The following is a 19,966-nucleotide window of genomic DNA, read 5'->3' as shown; positions in this document are numbered from 1 at the left end:
CTCCTAAACGGCAGTGGAGGAATTCTCAAGGGCGAACGGCGCACCATGGGATGCCCACTGGGCATCGGGGACAAGCACGATTTTACCCAGGTAGTTGCTACCCCGATTGACAAAATAGCGCTCGGCAGCGTGCAGATCAGAGAGCTTAAAGGCAGCGTGCAGTACTGGTTTTAACTCCCCGCTGCGAATCCACGCCACCAGTTGTTCGGCCTCTTCACGGGTGCCGTGGGAAACACCAAATATCTGTACTTGATAAAGATAGATGCGGGTCCACATCATTTCGCTAAGGTTGCCACCGCTGGCACCGGCAATGGAGAGGCGCGGGTAGCTCTTACGCCCCTGCATATCGACAATCATGGTGTCGATAAACAGATTGGTCATCTCACCGCCGACCAAATCCATTACTGCATCAATCGGTTTGCCACCAGTGCTTTCCAGCACCCGCTCAACAAAAGTGGGCAGATCACCACGATCAATCACCGTTTCTGCACCGAGTGCTTTGAGTGCCTCGGCTTTATCAAGCTGACTGACTGCGTAAGGAATCGCGCCCACAATGCGACAGAGTTGAATGAGCGCGGTGCCCACACCGCCGCTGGCACCGCTGACCAGAACCCGCTCTCCGGCCCCCACCTTGGCGGCGGTCATCATATGATAAGCGGTTTGATACGAACACATGCCCATTGAGGCTAGTTCGGCATCATGCAGCTCTGGGTTAGGCACGTGATAAAACTGCTCCGCAGGCACGGCGATATACTCAGCAAAACCGCCGTCAGCCCCGTGACCATAGTAATCCGGGGTTAGATTGATATCCCGGCGTTCATCGGCGTAAATATTGAAATCAAGCAGTCCGCGCTGACCAATTCGCTTGGCGTCAACGCCTTCGCCAACCGCCACTATACGGCCAGCAACATCGGCGCCTTGAATCCGTGGAAAGGTTAAGGTTGGGGTGCCGCCCATGGCAAAGGAAGTCACATCACCTTTGTCTTTGGTCGGGTACAGGCCTTCACGCGCCTTGCGGTCAGTATTATTCTTCGCCGTAGCGGTCACCTGAACCAACACCTCGCCCGCCTTGGGCTGCGGCGTGGCGACATCCTGATGGTATTCCAGCTTTTCCATACCGCCATGCCCGGTCAATAGCATGGCAGCCATGGTAGTGGGCACCGTGTGTGTCGTCTCGGCCATGGAGTAACTCCTAGGTTGGGCTAACGTCAAACTGCTCAAAACTGATTAGCTAAAAACAGGGACGCCAATCAGCACTGTGTGCAGATAAAAAGCAAACACCACATACGCTATCAAGCCTACGAGCACGGTAGCAATGGTGGCCATTTTATGCGTACTGACGGGCGCAGGTGGTGTCAGGCGGTCGCGCTTTTTGGCGGCTTTAAACGCCAGGATAGCCCAGATAAGAAAGGCCGCAAAAAAGATAATCTCGCCCAAGCGTCCATTGGCCAGCAGGTGAGCAAACGCCCAGATTTTTACCGCCAGCATCATGGGATGGCCAAGCTTGGCCTTAATCGCGTTATGCGGAATATAGGCCGCCACCAGCATAATAAAGGCGGGTACCATCAGCAGCGCCACCGCGTGGCGCATTCCCATAGGCGGGTACCAGATATAGAGAGAGTCGAGGCGCATCTGCCCAAAACCATAAATCGCAATGGCCAGGCCAACGATGGATACCGCCGAATAGGCTACCTTCCAAGTGGTTTCGCCGTGTTTAGCAATCTGCTGCTGACGCCAGTTTTCAGCAAAGATACGTACAGAGTGGCTGCCTAAAAAAATCAGCAGCCCGATAATCATAATCGTCATGGAACAACTCCCAGTGAAAACGCTAGTCGACGGCTTTATGCCTTATAGTCTTGGTCACTGGAGAGGATGCCACACTCAGCCGCTGACCACCTATGTATGCGTCAATTTTTCGTTTCCTGATGAGTCTTTCCCTGGCGAGCCTAAAACCAGTCCTTAAAACCAGTCTTTAAAACCAATGCTTGCGCTTAAACAGCCATATCAGCCCCCCACCGATCCCCAGCATGGCACCCCATACAAAAAAGTAGCCGTACTGATAGCGTAGCTCGGGCATATTTTCGAAGTTCATGCCGTAAATCCCGGCGATAAACGTTAGAGGAACAAAGATCGCAGTAATGACCGTGAGGACGCGCATGGTGATATTTAGTTGGTGAGAGGAAATAGAGATATAGCCATCGATTAAGTCACCGCAAATGTCGTAGTACATTTGGGTCAAGGTATAGAGGCGCTCGAAGCGATCCGCTACATCGTTGATCGCGTGGAGGGTTTCACTCTCTTCCCGCGGCAAATGCTCATAGTCATAAGCGATGAGTTCTTGGGTAATACCCTGGTGGTAGCTAAAGATGCGGCGCATTTTAACCAGCCGCGAGCGATAGGTAATGATCTTGCGCATTAGTACATCATTACCATTTTCCAGCAGCTCGTCTTCCAGGTCGCTTAACGCCGTTTCGAACTCAAGTAGGCTATCGATATAAAAGCCCGCTGAAATATACATCACCCGCAGCGCGACATGTTCCGGCGAGTGGGCCAGTAGGGCTTTACCGTGCTCGTTGAATAGCCGTTCTATGGAGAGCGCTTGGCCGGGATGGAGGGTAACCAGAAACCGCTCCCCCACAAAGAAACAGACCTGTTGCGGTACGTAGTTCAGCTCAGCATCGAAGGAGGAGATGCCTCGGTAAATAATCAAGGTGTGATTATCAAACTCTTCGATTTTCGGCGGATGACGCTCTTTGTGGGCATCTTGAATCGCCATCGGGTGAAACTCAAACGCCTCTAAAATCGTCCGCTCGCTTTGCTGGGACTCCCCCTGCATATCGATCCAAATATGGCTGCCAGGCGTGGTCTGCCAAGCAGCCAACAGTCGTTCATCTCCCTCGTGGGTTTCGCCTTCAGGGGTAGTCAGAATCGTTCGAATCATGGTCGTCCTTGAAGATTTCCCTGGTGCTTAAAAAGCATTATCCAAAGGCTGGGCAATGCGTACTTGGGCTTTTCCAGAGCGCTTTGCATCATACATAGCCACATCGGCGCGCTTTAGCAGTTCATTAGCTGTCTCGGCACTCGCTGGTAAATACAAAGCAACCCCAATACTAACGCTGACATGTAACGCCGCATTACCAGCGGCCAGTGGCTCTTGAACCACCTGAACTAATTTATTGGCCAGCGAATCGATTGCGGTGGGCTCACTGCCTTCCAATAGCAGGACAAACTCGTCCCCGGCCCAGCGTGCGATATAGTCGGTTTCGCGCACCGTAGCCCCCAATCTTTTAGCAATCACGCGCAGCAATTCATCCCCCATGGCATGGCCATGGGTGTCGTTAATTGCTTTGAAACCATCCAGATCCATAAATAAAACGGCTAGGGGTTGTTGGGAGCGTCGAGTGCGGGCCATGGCTTCAGGTAAGCGCTCATCCAAGGCTCTTCGGTTAGGTAGTTTGGTAAGTGCATCTTCACGAGCCTGCTGATCACGCAGTCGCTCAAGCTGCTGACGTTCGGTAATATCGTGGATAAAAAGGCTTCGCCGCTCGCGCCCATCTATCATTAGCGTCTTAATGCGAACTTCAACAGGTAGCTCAGTGCCATCCTGGCGCCGTGCTGTAGAGGTGATGGAAGCACGGTTATTGCTGGGGGGCAGCCCGGCAGGAAAAATCAGCTGCGTTATCGTCCTTGCCAGTGTTTCTTTGCGTGGCCAACCAAACATCACTTCTGCTGCGCGGTTCCAGTCCAAAATAACGTCGTCGGCATCAATGCTAATGTAGGCGTCATAAGCTGACTCAATGACTAAATTGAGCTCATTGGTGCGCCGCTCAATTTGGCGTTCCATACTTTGATGTAGCTCATTCAGCGCCTGCTGAAATGCCGCGGCATTTTTCTTCTCCAGCACCACCCGCTCACGCAAATGAACTTCCTCTGTCGCTATTGCCGCTAAGTCTTGCAAGGCCGCTAACTCATCCTCGCTGACGACGCGAGGTTTAGTGTCGAGCGCGCAGAGTGACCCTAGTGCCAAGCCTTGCAAAGAGCGTAATGGAATACCCACATAAAAACGGATGCCATAGGGAGCAGTCACTAAGGGATTTTGAGAAAAACGGGCATCTTGGCTGGCATCCTCAACAACAAAGGGCTCTGAGGACATAATGGTATAAGCGCAGAAAGCCACATCGCGAGATGTCTCTTGGTTCTCAACGCCAATACTCGACTTAAACCACTGCCGTTGCGCATCTACCAACGTCACCGTCGAGATAGGCACGTCTAGCAGCTTGGTCACCAACCTTGTAATGCGATCAAAAGCAGGCTCTTCAGGGGTATCGAGAAGTGCAAGCTCATAAAGGGCTGCTAACCGCGCATCTTCGTCAGGTGCTGTGGGGAAACTCATTGTCATATCAACCATGAGGTAGCTGTTATTCTGCTAGCATAACGCGATCAGCTCTTTACTGCTTACATCTCACTTTTTTTTGGTTGAAAACGCGAGCAGCACACTCGTTAGCGTAGAGGCGATTAACGCGCCGACGAATGGCCCCAGGGTAGGGATACTGCCCGGAAAGCTGGCAGCCAAGATCCCTGCCATCAGGCTTCCGTGGCTTAACCAACCAGGAAGAATGGCACCTAGCAAACCTGCAACACCACCCCCAATGGCTGCAATTGGCGTCATACGTTGCCACAGGCCGAGCAACACAGGCACCACAATCGCGGCACACAGCAAGTCGGCAATCAAAAACAGCCGCAGTACCGACAGCCCCTGCAAGGCAATCAATACCACTGGCATCATCACCACAACCGTTATCCAACGGGCAGCAACGAGTGAAACGCCCTGTTGCTCGCTGCGTGCGACCACCAGCGAGGCAATGCCATTTTGCAGCGTATCAACGCTGGAGGCCACCAAGGTCACCGCCAATACCAAGGCGGGCAGTGAAAGCCAAATGGGGGCATCACTTAGCAGGGCAAAAAAGGGCATCGGGGGCTCCCCCAGAGAGAAACCGCTCATGGCAGCCAACACGCCCAAACCGCCAATCACCATGATCACGACGACCGTCATCGCCCCACCTAACCACGCCCCGCGCCCCAAGCTCTGATCGTCTTGCGCAGCCCACACGCGCTGCCAATAGCCTTGATGGAAAAGGTTAGCCGCGGTAACCGCGATCACTAGCGTTAACGCTACGCTGAGCGCACTAGTGATGGGAATGGAAGGGAGTACAGCCTCAGCAGGAATAGTGGGAAGCCGCCATAGCGCCATGATCCCCACCACACACAGCAGAACCAGCAGCAGCCACGCCTGCCAGCGATCCGTGGCAAGGCTGGCTCGCAGGCCTCCCGCTGCGGTATACACCAGCGTAGTAAGCGCTACGCCAATAATCACCAGTGCAGGGGGCACATCGGAAAGTAACGCAGTGATTGCCCCAATGGCGGTTAGCTCGGCGGCTAAAAAGCACGCCATATAGGCAATGGATACCAGCGTTACCCAGTGCCGTACACCCGCACCATAGCACGCCTCAGCAAACTCGGCGATGCTGCGCCCCTCGGGCAGCGCACGGCGAATCTTTGGCCCATACAGCCCTAAAACGATAAATGGCAGCGCAGAGCCAAGGGCATAGCCTGCCAGGGCCAGCGGGCCAACAAAGGCACCAATTTCAGGGGGCGCAAAGAGAATCCATGCCCCCATGCCGGAGGCTAGAAAGGAGAGTCCAAGTGTAGAAGCCGTTTGCGAATTACGAGCAGTGACATAGTCGTCAAGCGGGCCATCCACCCAGCGAGCCCGCAGGCCTAAATAAGCAAAGCAGCACAGCGCCGCGCCAAGCACGGCTGACGTTAGGTAAAGCATGTCGCGCTTCCTCCGCCGGTACGAACCGGATCAGGTTCCAGGGTCTGCGCAGCACACATCTCAGCCCTTTTGAGCAGGGCTCCCCTGGCGACAGTGAATGTAGATACGAGGTTAAGAACTGATTCAGGAACTATTCTCAATCAGAATAACCGCTTAGTAAAGCTTAGGATACCGTGGCCGCATGTTAGCGAGGTACACGCCCCATTAAGTAGAACTCCTCATTGGGCGGTGTGCCCGCCAGCGTGACCAAGCGATTTGAAAGACCAAAAAACGCCGCGATGGCGCCAATGTCCCAGCAGTCCTCTTGGCTAAAGCCTACCTCCAGCAGGCGGGAGAGCCATTCATCGGTCATTTCACCCACATCGATAGCGCAGTGCATAGCAAAATCGAGCATAACACGGTGGCGCTCGCTAATCGGCGCTACACGATGATTGATCGCCACTTGATCAGCGAGCAGTGGGTCTTTACTGTAAATACGCACCAGGGCACCGTGAGCGACCACACAATATAAGCAGCGGTTGCGTGCACTAGTGGCGACCACAATCATCTCTTTCTCCGCTTTGGTGAGCGTTTCCGATTCGCGCTCCATTAACGCATCGTGATAGGCAAAAAAAGCCCGAAACTCAGTGGGGCGATGGGCCAGCATCAGAAACACATTGGGCACGAAACCCGCTTTCTCCTGAACCGCTAAAATGGTACTGCGAATATCTTCCGGAAGATCATCCAGTGTTTCAGGAACGTTAAAACGACTTAATGATGCAGACATATTCACCTCTTTATTGTTAAATTTAAATATCTGGTAAAAACGGTTTAGCCGATGGGTAACAAAAAGCTAAATTAAGAGGCTTTTAATCAGCCAACCTGCTCGCCATACTGATGTATCGATCTGTGATAAAAAACCGCGCGCTACTCTTAATAAACAGTTCGTTCAAAGGGACACTGTCATGAACCAAAACGAAGCCGAAGCCAAGGAACATACCCCCGGTCGTCTAAATGAGCTGTTTACTGACCCCTATCGAGCATTTGAAAATGATACCGATGAGCGCCAGCTGCACATTCGTATTATGCTGCATATGTTACTTGCACGCCCAATGAAACGGGATCAGATGACCCTTCGTGTTATCCATGGCTGGGAAAACGGCGGCTTTGAGCCTGAAGACTTACAGCACGTCGATTACGCGCTCGGTGGTGTGCCTGACTTTAAGCGCGCGGTGCAGGATTTTGAACAAGCCTCCAAGCACAACACGCCGCTACCTGCCGACAAAAACGCCATCCTTGCCGCCCCACTCGCCGATGCAATTGCAGACGCCAAAGCCGAAGGGCAAGACCTTAACAATGACATTCGCGATACCCCAGCCCGCTGGCCAGCGTTTGAGGGCGGTTTAGCCCTGTATACGCTGTTTAAAATGTACCATCGGCTGATTTATGGCGAAGATGACACCTACCGCTGCACGCAATGCATGACCCCGTTGGGTATGCGCGAAATACACGAATTTCACCTTGAAGAGGGTGAGTTCGCCCTACTGGTTCCGCCCGCTGAACACTTCATGGAGGGAGAGTCACTGTTAGTGCTGCATGAAAGCCAGCTCGGCCCCATCGAACAGTTGCTCGAAGAAAGCCTGCCTTTATTCGATAATTTTTAGCAAGGAAGGCCAGCACCTCCCCCATCAACGGGCCTTGCTTTACGCAGGGCCCGTTTTGTTAATGCAGGAAGCAAGGCTCTTTAACCCAGCGAAATCGTGCTATTGATACCGCTGGAAACATTTTCTGGTTCGAACCAACGTGCCGTAACGGTTTTTGTTTGTGTCCAGAACGCTATAGCCTGCTTACCGTTAGGCCCTAAATCACCCAGTTTTGAAGCTCTTGAACCGGTGAAACTAAAGTAAGCGACCGGCACTGGGATTGGCACGTTAATACCAATTTGACCAACGTCGATATCGGTTTCAAAACGGCGCGCGACCCAACCTGAGTTGGTAAAGATGGAGGTACCGTTACCATTGGGGTTGGCATTGATAAAGGCAATCGCCTCATCCAGGGTTTCAACACTGACCACACACAGCACGGGGCCAAAAATCTCTTCCCGGTAAATCGTCATATCGGCGGTTACATCGGCAAATAGGGTCGGCCCCACGAAGTTACCGTTGGGGTAACCCTCTACCTGAACCTTGCGCCCATCGACCATCAGCTTGGCGCCCTCTTTCTCACCCGCATCGATTAAACGCAGTACGCGCTCACGGGCGGCCGGCGATACCAGCGGGCCCAGATCCGCATCAAGCTGAGTACCCGGACCTACCTTCATCTCTTTTGCCGCATCGACTATATCGCTAAGCCACTCACGTGCCTCGCCGACCAGCACGACTACCGAGTTTGCCATACAGCGTTGGCCCGCAGCACCAAAGGCTGAGCCCAGCAGGTTGTTGATCGCTTGACTCCGGTTAGCGTCGGGCATCACCACACAGTGATTCTTGGCGCCCATCATCGCCTGCATGCGTTTACCTGCTGCTGCCGCACGGTTGTAGAGCAGCGACCCCACATGGGTAGAGCCGATGAACGAGAGCGCTTTGATATCCTGATGATCGGCAATTTGATTAGCCACGTCGGGGCCACCGTGCACTACGTTGAGTACGCCCGCAGGCACACCCGCTTCGTGGGCTAGTTCCACTAACCGCATGGTGGAGCTGGGATCTTGTTCGGAGGGCTTAAGTACAAAGGTATTACCGGTAGCAATCGCCAGCGGGAACATAAAGCAGGGCAACATAATCGGGAAGTTAAAGGCAGTAATCCCAGCCCCGACCCCCAGCGGTTGGTGCATGGTGTAAACGTCTACCTCGTTGGCAGCGTTTTCGGCTAATTCACCCAGTTGCAGGGAGGTAATCGAGCAGGCGTGCTCCACCACTTCCAAACCGCGACCGACTTCGCCTTCCGCATCGGGCAGGGTTTTACCGTGCTCTTCAGTAATCAAGGCCGCCAGTTCCGAGGTATTGTCACGAATCAGCGCCTGCAGCTTGAGCATAATGCGCATGCGCTTACCCAGCGGCACTTTACGCCACTCCTTGAACGCCTCTTTAGAGCTGCTGATGGCACGCTCCACTTCGTCAGCGGTACAGAACGGCACGCGAGCCACCACCTCTTGTGTGGCTGGGTTGACCACATCGCGCCACTCCTGGCTTTGCGACTGCACGGGCTGACCATCGATATACATGGGAATTTCGCGAACGGACATAGCGTTGCTCCTATTTATGATTGTGGTTGTTATGGGTGCGAGTGTTAAAAAAGCTGTTTTTAAAATGCATCGCGGTAAGACAAGTACACAGGGTATAGCAGCAAGTTGACGTTAACGTCAACTAAGTATCTCGTGAGTAAACAAAATCTACACCTGGACGTCAATTAGCCTTTCCATTGTAGCGTCGCGCTGGCTATGCTTCGGCTTATCAGAGTGCACGTGTTTAAACACAGGGGATTATCTATGCAGGACTTTCACTGCCGCTGTGGCAATCCGCTGTTCTACGAAAACACCCACTGCCTCGCCTGTCAGTCAGAGGTGGGCTGGTGCCCTGCTTGTAGCAATATTACCGCCATTGAGCCCCTGGATAACGGCGGCTACCGTTGTACCCATCCAGGTTGCGATACGCCGCTAATGAAGTGCCACAACTACGCCGTTGAGAATGTCTGCAACCGAATGGTGGTGTTGGAGCGCGGGCATGCGGATACACTCTGCGACTGCTGCCGTTACAACGAAGTCATACCCGACCTCAATGTAGCAGGCCACCGCGAACGCTGGGCAGCACTTGAAGCAGCAAAACGACGACTATTTCATACTCTGGATCTACTTAAACTTCCCCACGGCACCAAAGACGACGACATTTCTGTGCCGTTAAGCTTTTCGTTTATGGCTGATGCCCTGCCCGATCAGGGCTTATGGCGCTCTACCGCCAAGCAGGAGAAGGTGTATACCGGCCATGCCGCGGGCCATATCACCATCAACGTTAAAGAGGCCGACGACGTTGAACGCGAGCGCTTACGGGTTGATATGAACGAATCCCACCGCACACTGATAGGTCATTTCCGCCACGAAATCGGTCACTACTATTGGGATGTGCTGGTTAAGGATCGCGATGAAGAGGCCTGCCGGGCGGTCTTTGGCAACCACCACCGGCCAAGCTATGCAGAAGCGTTAGAGCGTTACTACCAACAGGGAGCCCCCGCCGACTGGCCTAACCGCTTCATCTCCGCTTACGCCACCATGCACCCCTGGGAGGACTTTGCCGAAACATTTGCCTATTACCTGGATATGGTCGCCGTGCTGGATACCGCACTGCACATGGGCATTACCCACGTTGAGTACGACGGCAGCCTGGAGAGCATGCTGATTGCCTTTCACCAGGTAGGGATGGCAGTGAATGAACTCAACCGGGATATGGGCCTGCTCGATTTGGCCCCAGGAGTGCTTGCCCCGGCGGTGCGCGAGAAGCTGGCCTATCTGCATCAAATCGTACAGGCCGCCAGCCCGCTAGCGCGCAATTCCGTTACCGGCTAGTCGTTATCGTTATCCCCCGCGTGGCTTTGACTTTGGCTCTGACTCTGGGTTTGAGTGACACGGGGCACGCTGTCATCATTCACAAAGTAGGTGGCGCTAAGCGTATCGTGGATGGCGGCAAAGCCGATCTGCAGTTCGTCGATAAACAGGTGCAGCTTGCTGGGTGAGTGGGCCAGCGCTTGAATATCGGCATCCACCACGTCGGCACGCACCAGCGAAACGGTGGCCGCCGGGCGATCCTGTCTCGGCAGTAGCGTCAGCTCATGGCCCAGTGTCTCCAGACTACAGGCAATCGAGCGAGGCAGGTTCGGGTCTTGTAGCAAAAAGCGCAGCACATCGGGGCCACGTACGCGCAAACGCACCTGCTGACGGTACATTTGGTAGGCGGTGAGTGACTTAAGCACGCTCATCCATTGCAAGTTCTCAAACGGCAGCAGCTCTTCCGGGTTTTGCGGCAGCAGGCTGGCGGAGCGCACGTCAACAATGCGAGTGGTCATATCGGCCCGCTCTAACTGACGCCCCAGCTCAATGAAAGTGCGCGCAGGGCCATGGCTTAGCGTACCTTCAATCAATCCTGTCAGCGCTTGGCAGCCTCGGATAACGCTTTTGAGAAAACTATCCCGACGGCGTGGACTCACGCCATTTTCGGCATGATCGGCCACGCTCAGATAGAGCTGGTTAACCTCTTCCCAAATCTCCCGGGGCACCACATCCCGGGTGGTTCTCAGGTTTTCACGGGCACTGGCAAGGGCGGAGATAATCGAAATATCGTTGTCGGTATCGGCGCATAAAAAGTGCACCACATTGCGCTCTTCGAAGTCTGAATGTCGCGCTGTGAAGGTTTCCAGGCTGCCGGTCATTTCGATAAGCGGCGCCCAGCCGAGCGGCAGACGACCAGGCAAGTCGAGCATAAGGTGACTGTTGACGCTCAGCAAACGCGCGGTATCTTCAGCACGCTCAATATAGCGCGCCATCCAGTAGAGGTTCTCTGCAACGCGTGACAGCATGGCGTTAGACTCCTTGCACCGCGGCCGCTGCCGCCTTTTCGTCAGTTTCTACAATCCAGGTGTCTTTACTACCGCCACCTTGAGAGGAGTTCACCACCAGCGACCCCTCAATCAATGCCACCCGAGTAAGCCCCCCGGTGGTCACATGAATTTCAGGCCCAGAGAGTATGAAGGGGCGTAAATCCACATGCCGTGGCTGTGGTAAACCATTCGCCAACGTAGGCGTAGTTGATAGTGCCAGGGTGGGCTGCGCCATGTAGTTGCGCGGGTTCGCCTTAATCAAGCGGGCAAACTCTTCCCGGGTCTCCTTCGTTGAGCGCGGGCCAATGAGCATGCCGTAACCGCCCGACTCATTGGCCGGCTTCACTACCAATTCATCCAGGTGATCAAGCACATAGCGTCGGTCGTCCTCGAACATACACAGATAGCTGGGTACGTTGGGCAGCAGCGGCTCCTGGTCGAGATAGTAGCGAATCAGCGCAGGCACGAATGCATAAACGACCTTGTCATCCGCCACGCCAGCACCGGGTGCATTGGCCAGCGCGACTTTACCCGCCCGCCAGGCCCGCATCAAACCCGCCACTCCCAGCATGGATTCCGGGTTAAACGCTTCCGGGTCGAGGAACTCATCGTCTACGCGGCGGTAAATAACATCGACCCGACGCAGCCCTTCCACGGTGCGCATGTAAACCACATTGTCATCATCGACTAGCAGGTCACTCCCCTGCACTAGTTCAACACCCATTTGCTGGGCAAGGTAAGCGTGCTCAAAGTAGGCGGAGTTGTAGATCCCTGGGGTCAGTACCACTACCTGGGGGTCATCCCCCGGCCTTGGCGACATCGCCGCGAGCATGTCATAAAGCTGCGCGACGTAATCATCAACGGGCAGAATTTTTCCAGAGGCAAACAGCTCCGGCAGTACCCGCTTGGTAACGTTACGGTTTTCCAACATATAGGAGACGCCGGAAGGAATGCGTAAGTTATCTTCCAACACATACAGCGTGCCATCCCCATCGCGCACCAGGTCTGAACCGCACACGTGGGCCCACACGCCGTGGGGGGGATTAATGCCAACACACTGGGGGCGAAAATTAACCGACTGCGCCAGCACCTCGGCGGGCAGCACTTTGTCCTTAATGACTTTTTGGTCGTGGTAGAGGTCATCAATAAATAGATTCAGCGCCTGCACCCGCTGTTTGAGGCCTGCTTCGGTTTTGCGCCACTCACTGGCGGGTATAATTCGCGGCACAATATCAAATGGCCAGGCGCGGTCGATCATTGCGCCTTCAGAGTAAACCGTGAAGGTAATTCCCATGGTGCGAATCGCGATCTCCGCCGCGGTTTTCCGCTCGGCCAACTCCTCGGCGCTAAACCTTGCCAACATGTTGCAGAGTTCACCCGCGGACTCGCGTGGCTGACCGGGTGCGGCCATCAGCTCATCGTAATAGTCACGACACGCATAGTTATTCCAATTCACTTGGCTCATGGGCGCTCTCCTGGCGCTGGGGTGGAAGCGGCAACTTCCTTAATGCTCAGTGTAGGCCTGCCGCGCGCAAAACAATCAAACAATTGACAGCAAAATACGTACCATCTTTTGCGATATTTCAACGTTTGCTTACCCAAACGCTACTTGACAGGGAGCCGGGAGAAACATGAAACGCCTTTTCGCTCTGGCATGGTGCACATAAGCAGCTTCAAGTTGGTGCACAAAGCGATTTCCACTTTAGTTAAACGCCTTAGTTGAGATAGCGGCTGCAAAAAAGTAAAAGTGGAACGATACTTGCGAAACGTTCGGTTATTCCCTAACCCAGCCGACAAACCGGTTGATAACGGTTCCTTAGAGGGTGGCCCATGACCATTCGCGTTGCCTTGTACCATCGTACGACCTACCACTTTGACCGTCCGGTGCGTCTTTCGCCCCACGTTATTCGGCTGCGGCCAGCCCCCCACTGCCGCACCCATATCGAGGCGTACTCGCTTAAACTCTCCGGCGACGACCACTTTTTAAACTGGCAACAGGATCCGTTTGGCAACTTTAATGCCCGCGTAGTGTTCCCCGAACCGCGCAAAGAGTTAACCATTGCCGTCGAGCTAATTGCGCCGATGACGGTGATCAACCCCTTCGATTTCTTCCTGGATGACATTGCGCAAAAAATCCCCTTTGCCTATCCAGAAGCGCTGCGCCAGGAGCTAAGCCCCTATCTGGAAATAACCGAATCAGGGCCGCGACTAATGGCGTGGCTTAACGCCGTTCCCCGCGAACCCACCACCACCGTTGATTTCCTGGTGGCGCTTAATCAGCGCCTCCAGGACGACATCGGTTACCTGGTACGCCTGGAGCCCGGCGTTCAAAGCTGCGAAGAGACGTTAGCCCTGGCCAGCGGCTCATGCCGCGACAGCGCTTCGCTGCTAGTGCAAATTTTCCGCCACCTGGGCCTCGCCGCACGCTTTGTCTCCGGCTACCTCATTCAACTCAAGCCCGACGTCAAAGCCCTTGATGGGCCCAGCGGCAGCGAAGTGGACTTCACCGACCTGCACGCCTGGACCGAGGTGTTCCTGCCCGGCGCTGGCTGGGTAGGTCTCGACCCCACCTCGGGATTGTTCGCCGGCGAAGGCCACATTCCACTCGCCGCCACGCCGACCACTGGCAGCGCGGCGGCTATTACCGGCTTTTCGGATAAGTGTGAAGTGACCTTTGATGTGACCATGGAAGTGGAACGCATCCACGAAGACCCGCGGGTCACCAAGCCCTATAGTGACGAGCAGTGGCAGCGTATTTGCGCCCTGGGCGACGAAGTGGATGCCGAGCTGCTGCACGAAGACGTGCGCCTCACCATGGGAGGCGAACCTACCTTTGTGTCTATTGACGATATGGAGAGCCCGCAGTGGAATACCGAAGCGCTGGGCGAGCATAAGCGCGAGCGCGCTGAGGCGCTGCTAACCCGCCTGCAAGCCGCCTATGCGCCCGGTAGCGCTATTCAGCAACAGCAAGGCAAGTGGTACCCAGGTGAACCGTTGCCCCGCTGGGCGCTTGCCTGCTACTGGCGTAAAGATGGCGTGCCACTGTGGCGAGACCCGAAGTGGCTGGCCTGTATGGAAGGCGCTCCGAAAGTGGACGCTGACAGTGCGATGGCCCGACGCTTCACCAAGGCCCTTAGCGAACGCTTGGGGGTGGCGGAACGCTACTGGATTCCGGCGTTCGAGGATGCCTACTACTACCTCTGGAAAGAGCAGTCACTGCCGGTCAATGTTGACCCACGGGAAGCCAATCTCAAAGATGACGCCGAACGCCAGCGCTTAGCCCGTTTGTTGGAGCAAGGCCTGGATGAAGTGGTGGGCTACGCCCTGCCGCTGCGCCACTCGATCAGCCAAGCCCACCGCTGGGAGAGCGGCCGCTGGCCACTCAAGCGCGACCATTTATTCCTGGTGCCCGGCGACTCCCCCATGGGGCTGCGTTTACCCCTTTCGGCACTGCCCTGGGCGGATCCTGAAGAGCAGCCCCAGCCTGAATCGCTGTTCGCGCCACGCCCGGAACTGGGTGATATTCATGGTGAAGTTGCCCGCCGCAACGCCGAACAGCTGCATATCAGCGATGCCGAGCGATTGGGGCGCTCGAGCCACCCTAGTTCAACGCACCCCGAGGGCGAAGCCGTTCAACAGCAGCCAAGGGCTGATAGCGACCGGGAGAGTGGCGTTATTCATACCAGCCTGTGCGTGGAGCCCCGCGATGGCCGCCTGCATATTTTTCTGCCACCGCTGACCAGCTTGGAGCACTACCTCGACCTGATCAGCACCATTGAGGAGTGCGCCAAAGCCCTCACTTGCCCGGTCATGGTAGAAGGCTACTCGCCGCCCCGGGATCCGCGCCTGGAAAACTTTATGATCACCCCCGACCCAGGCGTGATCGAAGTGAATATTATGCCCGCCGCCAGTTGGCAAACCCTGGTGGCCCAAACCGAACGGCTATATGAAGAAGCGAGGAAAAGCCGCCTGGGCACCGAAAAATTTATGCTCGATGGCCGCCATACCGGTACAGGCGGCGGCAACCATGTCACCCTGGGCGGCTTGACGCCTGAGGACTCACCGTTTTTGCGCCGTCCGGATCTACTCGCCAGTTTAGTGACCTACTGGCAGCATCACCCCAGCCTCTCTTACCTGTTTTCAGGCCTGTTCATTGGCCCGACCAGTCAGGCGCCGCGGGTAGACGAAGCGCGCCACGAGGCGCTTTACGAACTGGAAATCGCCTTACAGCAAATGCCTGAAGGAGAAGTAGTGCAGCCCTGGCTGGTGGATCGCTTACTGCGCCACCTGCTCACTGACCTAACCGGTAATACCCACCGCGCCGAGTTCTGTATCGACAAGCTCTATTCACCGGATAGCGACAGCGGTCGCCTCGGTTTATTGGAGCTACGCGGTTTTGAGATGCCACCCCACGCCCGCATGGGACTGATGCAGATGCTGCTGATCCGCGCCTTAGTAGCGCGCTGCTGGAAAACGCCCTACCGGGCAAAGCCGGTGCGTTGGGGCAGCGCCTTACAGGATCGCTGGATGCTGCCCCATTACTTATGGAGTGACCTTGACGACGTGCTGGGGGATCTTCGCCACCACGGCTTTGATTTTGACCTGGAGTGGTTTGCCCCCTTCCTGGAGTTCCGCTTCCCGCTGCATGGCCGGTTGCATACCCCCATGCTGGATATCGAACTGCGTCAAGCTATTGAACCCTGGCATGTATTGGGCGAAGAAGCCTCGGCTGGTGGCACTGCCCGCTATGTGGACTCCTCGGTTGAGCGTCTGGAAGTCAAAGTCAGCGGCATGAGCGGTGACCGTTATGTAGTGACCTGCAATGGACGCCGGGTGCCCCTTTCCGCCACCGGTAGAAATGGCGAAGCGGTGGCCGGGGTGCGCTACCGCGCCTGGCAGCCCCCCTCGGCGCTGCATCCGCAAATTCCCATTCACGCGCCGCTGGTATTTGATGTAATCGATACCTGGAACCAGCGCTCCGTTGCGGGTTGCACCTACCATGTGGTGCACCCCACAGGGCGCAATTTCGACACTTTCCCGGTCAATGCGTTTGAAGCCGAAGCGCGCCGCCTGGGGCGTTTCAGTGACAGCGGTCATCGCCATGGCCATCAGGTACCCAAGCTGGAAACGCCCAGTCTGGAACTGCCGCAGACCCTCGATCTACGCTGGACACCTAGTTAAAGTTTTTTAACAAAGCTAAGGCTTTTCTCTTAACGCCCGGTACAGGATAATCCGCCCCTTACCCATCAGGATTACAAGGATAATGACGGCCCCTGTCTCTACCTCACTTCTCGCGCCCGTGGCTCACGGGCTCGTTGAGGATTACTTACACCAGCTAGGCAAGGGACAGCCCGGCACGTTTGACGCCATGCTCGATGGCCAGGGGCAGTTACGCCCCGGTTGGCAGAGTTTATTGGACTCTCTGGAAGGCATGGGCTCCACGGGGCGCTTGCAACAGCATGAGGAAATACAGCGTCTGTTGGCTGAAAACGGCGTTATTTTTAATATGCACGATGAAACCCAGGGGCGTTCATGGCGGCTTGACCCGCTCCCTTGGGTGATTGATGAACCACAATGGCATGCGTTGGAAGCGGGGCTCATCCAGCGCAGTCGTCTGCTCAGCGCTCTGTATGACGATATTTATGGCCCCAAAACGCTCTTTGAGACGGGGCTCTTACCAAGCCAGGCGTTGCTTGCCTCTCCACACTTTTTACTCCCCTGCCACCGCTCCCTGCCCACTGATCGCGCGCCGATCACGTCCCACGGGGTGGATGTGATTCAGGATACCCAGGGCCAGTGGCGGGTGATAGCAGACCGCCTTCAGGCCCCGTCAGGTACTGGGTTTGCGCTTGAAAACCGCATACTGATGGCCCGCGCGCTGCCGGATATGTATCGCAATGCGCCCTTAAAGCGGCTTGCGGGGTTTCTTGATCTGCACCATCGCACACTCATTGCGATGGCCTACCAACACCGCGATAACCCGACGCTTATTCTATTAACCCCAGGGCCGGGTAGCCCACGCTATTTTGAGCACGCCTATTTGGCCAACTACCTCAATATTGCCTTGGTAGAGGGGCAGGATTTGGTAGTGCGCGATGCCCAGGTATGGCTGCGCACCCTGGGGGGGTTGCAGCCGGTGGATGTGATACTGCGCCACTGCGACGACGCTTACTGTGATCCGTTAGAGCTGCGGGGTGATTCCCAGTTGGGCGTCCCCGGGCTACTCCAAGCCATGCGCGCCGGCGGCGTGGCGCTATCCAACGCCTTGGGGGTAGGCATTCTGGAAGCGCCGGTGTTGGCAGACTACTTACCGATGCTGTGCGAACACCTGCTTGGTGAGCCCCTGCTGCTGCCCAGCGCTGATGCCACGACTCAGCCGGCCACTGCGCCAGTTTTTGATCGCCACCTACAGCGCCTGGAACCCACCAGGCTCAACCTACGCTGTTTTGTGACACGTACACCGGGCAGCGCGACGGCTAAAAACAGCGCCACTGCCAAAAGCCGTCCAGTCAGCGAATACCAGGTAATGCCCGGCGGTTTAGCCTGGGTCGGCGAACCTGGCTCGCCATCGTTAAGCAGCACTGTCGTGAAGGATGTGTGGGTGACGGCGGCCTCTCCCCAGCCCCATGTTAGCCAACTTCGCCAGGCCAGAGGCCCGGTGGTGGCCACCCGTGACGGCACCGACCTACCCAGCCGAGTAGCCGAAAGCCTATTCTGGCTCGGCCGTTACGGCGAACGGTTAGACACCCGTGCGCGACTGCTACGTGAAGCGTTGCTCAGGCTGATGGAGTACGACCAGGATGAGATCGCCGATCAACTGCTTGATGAACTCCTGCTGGCACTGGATATCACCACGCTAAACGAAGAGGATGAACAGCGGCTACAGGCACCGTTGATGGGCTTTGAGCTAAAGCGTGCCGCGCTGCTGGCTCAATTTGATAATGTGGATCCCCAGGCATTGCAGCCGCTGTTTGCACAGTTAATGCGCAACGCCCGCAGCGTGCGCGACCACTTGGGCGATGACTCCTGGCGGGTGGTGCATCAACTGCGCCAGCGCATGGCCACCTTTAACCCCAGCTTAGGGGCCAGCGCGGCGCGGCGCGCCTGTGAAGGGCTGTCTGCTCAGTTAGCCGCCTTCTTCGGGCTGTGTAACGAAACCATGCCCCACCACTACGGCTGGCGGTTTATGGATATTGGCCGCTTTCTGGATCGCGTGCTGGGACTGCTGTCGCTGCTCAAGCTTACCCTCAATGCACCACACTCGCCGGGGTTGGCGCTGTGGGAAGTCGTGCTCGCCACCACCGATAACTTTACCGCCTATCGCCGCCGCTACCGCAGCGAGCTTCACCCTACGGCGATTCTCGACTTACTGCTGTTCGATGAAACCAATCCCCGCTCGGTGGGCTATATGCTCAAGCGCATTGAGCGGCAGATGGATCGCCTGCCCGGCAGTTCATCCCCCTACCGTAACGCTGAACGGCGGCTGCTGATACAAGCCAATGCGGCGCTGCACCTGGCCGACATTGATCGCTTAAGCCACTTGGCCGATACGTCAGAGGCACAAGATGCCTTGGCACAACTGCTGGATGCCCTGATTGAGCCCTTAAGTGCGCTTTCTGAAGCCATCAGCCAGAGTCATTTCAGCCACGTGGAGCGGCCGCGCCAGTTAGTCAGTATGGAGCCCGATGTATGAACTACACGTTGCGCCATACCACCCGTTACCACTACAGCGCCCCCGTGACCCTGTGCCATAGCGAAGCGCGGATGCTACCCCGCAAAACGCCACATCAGCAGTGTGGCGCCTCAGAACTGAAGATCAGCCCCGCGCCACAGGTGCAGATGGAGCGTCGGGACGTATTTGGCAATCGGGTGCTCTATTTCGCCATGGAGGAGGTTCATAAAACGCTGGATGTCACGGTGATAACGCCACTAAGCACGCAACCCTTATCAGCGTTGCCGCATGCTTCCTCAGCGTGGGAAAACGTTGCTCAGCAGCTTAGCCAGACCAATAGCTTTGACCTTCAGCTCTACCGCCTCGACTCCCCGTTTATTCGCCGTAACGATGAATTAGCGACCTTTGCTCATAGCTGCTTCACCCCAGGCAGGCCAATAGTGGAGGCAGCGCTCGCGCTTAATGCGCTTATTCATCAAACTTTTGAGTATGACCCAAGCTTTACCACACTAGCGACGCCGCTAAGCGAGGTGCTCGCCAACCGGCGCGGTGTGTGTCAGGACTTCGCCCACTTAGCCATTGGTGCGCTACGTTCGGTAGGCCTCGCCGCCCGCTATGTCAGCGGCTACCTGGAAACGCAGCCGCCGCCTGGGCAGCCACGCCTAATAGGCGCAGATGCATCCCATGCGTGGCTGGCGACCTGGATTCCCGAATGGGGCTGGCTGGCCCTCGACCCCACCAACGGTACCGTGGCAGGTGAGCAGCATCCGGTGCTGGCTTGGGGTCGGGACTATGCCGATGTCGCCCCGCTCAAAGGCGTTATGAACGGCGGCGGTGAACATCGTCTGGAGGTTGAGGTGGATGTGATGCCATTGGCGGGTTGATACCTGCCC

At 56.1% G+C, this 19,966-nt stretch carries 14 protein-coding genes and 1 riboswitch; of the genes, 5 read left to right on the top strand and 9 right to left on the bottom strand.

Going from position 1 to position 19,966, the window contains the following annotated elements:
• Positions 1–3: 3 nt before the first annotated feature.
• From JI62_RS05480 to JI62_RS05455, 6 genes are all read right to left on the bottom strand, one after another.
• On the bottom strand, positions 4–1,182 hold the full coding sequence (locus JI62_RS05480; protein WP_088699194.1) for a zinc-binding dehydrogenase: 1,179 nt from the start codon (positions 1,180–1,182) through the stop codon (positions 4–6).
• Positions 1,183–1,227: 45 nt separating this feature from the next.
• Complete coding sequence (locus JI62_RS05475) at positions 1,228–1,806, bottom strand: NnrU family protein (RefSeq protein ID WP_088699193.1); 579 nt, start codon at positions 1,804–1,806, stop codon at positions 1,228–1,230.
• A 166-nt stretch (positions 1,807–1,972) separates the two neighbouring features.
• Positions 1,973–2,941 (bottom strand): magnesium transporter CorA family protein, encoded by a 969-nt coding sequence (locus JI62_RS05470; protein WP_088699192.1) that lies wholly within the window; start codon positions 2,939–2,941, stop codon positions 1,973–1,975.
• A gap of 27 nt (positions 2,942–2,968) precedes the next feature.
• A complete protein-coding gene (locus JI62_RS05465; protein WP_088699191.1) occupies positions 2,969–4,393 on the bottom strand; it encodes a diguanylate cyclase domain-containing protein in 1,425 nt (474 codons plus the stop codon).
• Positions 4,394–4,462: 69 nt separating this feature from the next.
• Entirely contained in the window at positions 4,463–5,836 is a 1,374-nt protein-coding gene (locus JI62_RS05460) for a sodium:solute symporter (RefSeq protein ID WP_088699190.1), read from the bottom strand.
• Positions 5,826–5,932, bottom strand: a riboswitch (TPP riboswitch). It overlaps the preceding gene by 11 nt.
• Before the next feature lie 88 nt (positions 5,933–6,020).
• Entirely contained in the window at positions 6,021–6,602 is a 582-nt protein-coding gene (locus tag JI62_RS05455; protein WP_088699189.1) for a peroxidase-related enzyme, read from the bottom strand.
• Positions 6,603–6,780: 178 nt separating this feature from the next.
• Here JI62_RS05455 and JI62_RS05450 point away from each other — a divergent pair, with 178 nt between their 5' ends.
• Complete coding sequence (locus JI62_RS05450; protein ID WP_088699188.1) at positions 6,781–7,479, top strand: hypothetical protein; 699 nt, start codon at positions 6,781–6,783, stop codon at positions 7,477–7,479.
• A gap of 80 nt (positions 7,480–7,559) precedes the next feature.
• Here the strand turns inward: JI62_RS05450 and JI62_RS05445 are convergent, their stop codons facing one another.
• Entirely contained in the window at positions 7,560–9,059 is a 1,500-nt protein-coding gene (locus JI62_RS05445) for a CoA-acylating methylmalonate-semialdehyde dehydrogenase (RefSeq protein WP_088699187.1), read from the bottom strand.
• 243 nt (positions 9,060–9,302) lie between these two features.
• Here JI62_RS05445 and JI62_RS05440 point away from each other — a divergent pair, with 243 nt between their 5' ends.
• Positions 9,303–10,373, top strand: a complete 1,071-nt coding sequence (locus JI62_RS05440) for a zinc-binding metallopeptidase family protein (RefSeq protein ID WP_088699186.1) — start codon at positions 9,303–9,305, stop codon at positions 10,371–10,373.
• Here the strand turns inward: JI62_RS05440 and JI62_RS05435 are convergent.
• Both JI62_RS05435 and JI62_RS05430 read right to left on the bottom strand, forming a co-directional pair.
• On the bottom strand, positions 10,370–11,380 hold the full coding sequence (locus JI62_RS05435) for an alpha-E domain-containing protein (protein ID WP_088699185.1): 1,011 nt from the start codon (positions 11,378–11,380) through the stop codon (positions 10,370–10,372). The genes JI62_RS05440 and JI62_RS05435 overlap by 4 nt on opposite strands.
• 4 nt (positions 11,381–11,384) lie before the next feature.
• Positions 11,385–12,866, bottom strand: coding sequence for a circularly permuted type 2 ATP-grasp protein (locus JI62_RS05430; protein ID WP_088699184.1), 1,482 nt, complete (start codon positions 12,864–12,866; stop codon positions 11,385–11,387).
• A 365-nt stretch (positions 12,867–13,231) separates the two neighbouring features.
• Between JI62_RS05430 and JI62_RS05425 the strand changes: the two genes are divergently transcribed.
• The 3 genes from JI62_RS05425 to JI62_RS05415 all read left to right on the top strand — a co-directional run bounded on the left by JI62_RS05425 (position 13,232) and on the right by JI62_RS05415 (position 19,957).
• Positions 13,232–16,582 (top strand): DUF2126 domain-containing protein, encoded by a 3,351-nt coding sequence (locus JI62_RS05425; RefSeq protein ID WP_088699183.1) that lies wholly within the window; start codon positions 13,232–13,234, stop codon positions 16,580–16,582.
• Between the two features lie 82 nt (positions 16,583–16,664).
• The gene (locus JI62_RS05420; RefSeq protein ID WP_088699182.1) at positions 16,665–19,094 is read left to right on the top strand and encodes a circularly permuted type 2 ATP-grasp protein; all 2,430 of its coding nucleotides are present in this window, start codon (positions 16,665–16,667) and stop codon (positions 19,092–19,094) included.
• Positions 19,091–19,957, top strand: a complete 867-nt coding sequence (locus JI62_RS05415) for a transglutaminase family protein (RefSeq protein WP_088699181.1) — start codon at positions 19,091–19,093, stop codon at positions 19,955–19,957. Before JI62_RS05420 ends, JI62_RS05415 begins: the two co-directional genes overlap by 4 nt.
• Positions 19,958–19,966 lie beyond the last annotated feature (9 nt).

This window comes from Halomonas campaniensis (genome assembly GCF_002211105.1).
GTDB lineage: Bacteria > Pseudomonadota > Gammaproteobacteria > Pseudomonadales > Halomonadaceae > Vreelandella > Vreelandella campaniensis_A.
The sequence above is the reverse complement of the archived record's forward strand: the minus strand, read 5'-3'. Positions and strand labels throughout refer to the sequence as shown.

Coding starts and splice junctions, on each gene's coding strand:
- JI62_RS05450 (WP_088699188.1), top strand. CDS start 6,781: ATGAACCAAAACGAAGCCGAAGCCAAGGAACATACCCCCGGTCGTCTA.
- JI62_RS05435 (WP_088699185.1), bottom strand. CDS start 11,380: ATGCTGTCACGCGTTGCAGAGAACCTCTACTGGATGGCGCGCTATATT.
- JI62_RS05455 (WP_088699189.1), bottom strand. CDS start 6,602: ATGTCTGCATCATTAAGTCGTTTTAACGTTCCTGAAACACTGGATGAT.
- JI62_RS05475 (WP_088699193.1), bottom strand. CDS start 1,806: ATGACGATTATGATTATCGGGCTGCTGATTTTTTTAGGCAGCCACTCT.
- JI62_RS05425 (WP_088699183.1), top strand. CDS start 13,232: ATGACCATTCGCGTTGCCTTGTACCATCGTACGACCTACCACTTTGAC.
- JI62_RS05415 (WP_088699181.1), top strand. CDS start 19,091: ATGAACTACACGTTGCGCCATACCACCCGTTACCACTACAGCGCCCCC.
- JI62_RS05465 (WP_088699191.1), bottom strand. CDS start 4,393: ATGAGTTTCCCCACAGCACCTGACGAAGATGCGCGGTTAGCAGCCCTT.
- JI62_RS05445 (WP_088699187.1), bottom strand. CDS start 9,059: ATGTCCGTTCGCGAAATTCCCATGTATATCGATGGTCAGCCCGTGCAG.
- JI62_RS05420 (WP_088699182.1), top strand. CDS start 16,665: ATGACGGCCCCTGTCTCTACCTCACTTCTCGCGCCCGTGGCTCACGGG.
- JI62_RS05470 (WP_088699192.1), bottom strand. CDS start 2,941: ATGATTCGAACGATTCTGACTACCCCTGAAGGCGAAACCCACGAGGGA.
- JI62_RS05430 (WP_088699184.1), bottom strand. CDS start 12,866: ATGAGCCAAGTGAATTGGAATAACTATGCGTGTCGTGACTATTACGAT.
- JI62_RS05440 (WP_088699186.1), top strand. CDS start 9,303: ATGCAGGACTTTCACTGCCGCTGTGGCAATCCGCTGTTCTACGAAAAC.
- JI62_RS05460 (WP_088699190.1), bottom strand. CDS start 5,836: ATGCTTTACCTAACGTCAGCCGTGCTTGGCGCGGCGCTGTGCTGCTTT.
- JI62_RS05480 (WP_088699194.1), bottom strand. CDS start 1,182: ATGGCCGAGACGACACACACGGTGCCCACTACCATGGCTGCCATGCTA.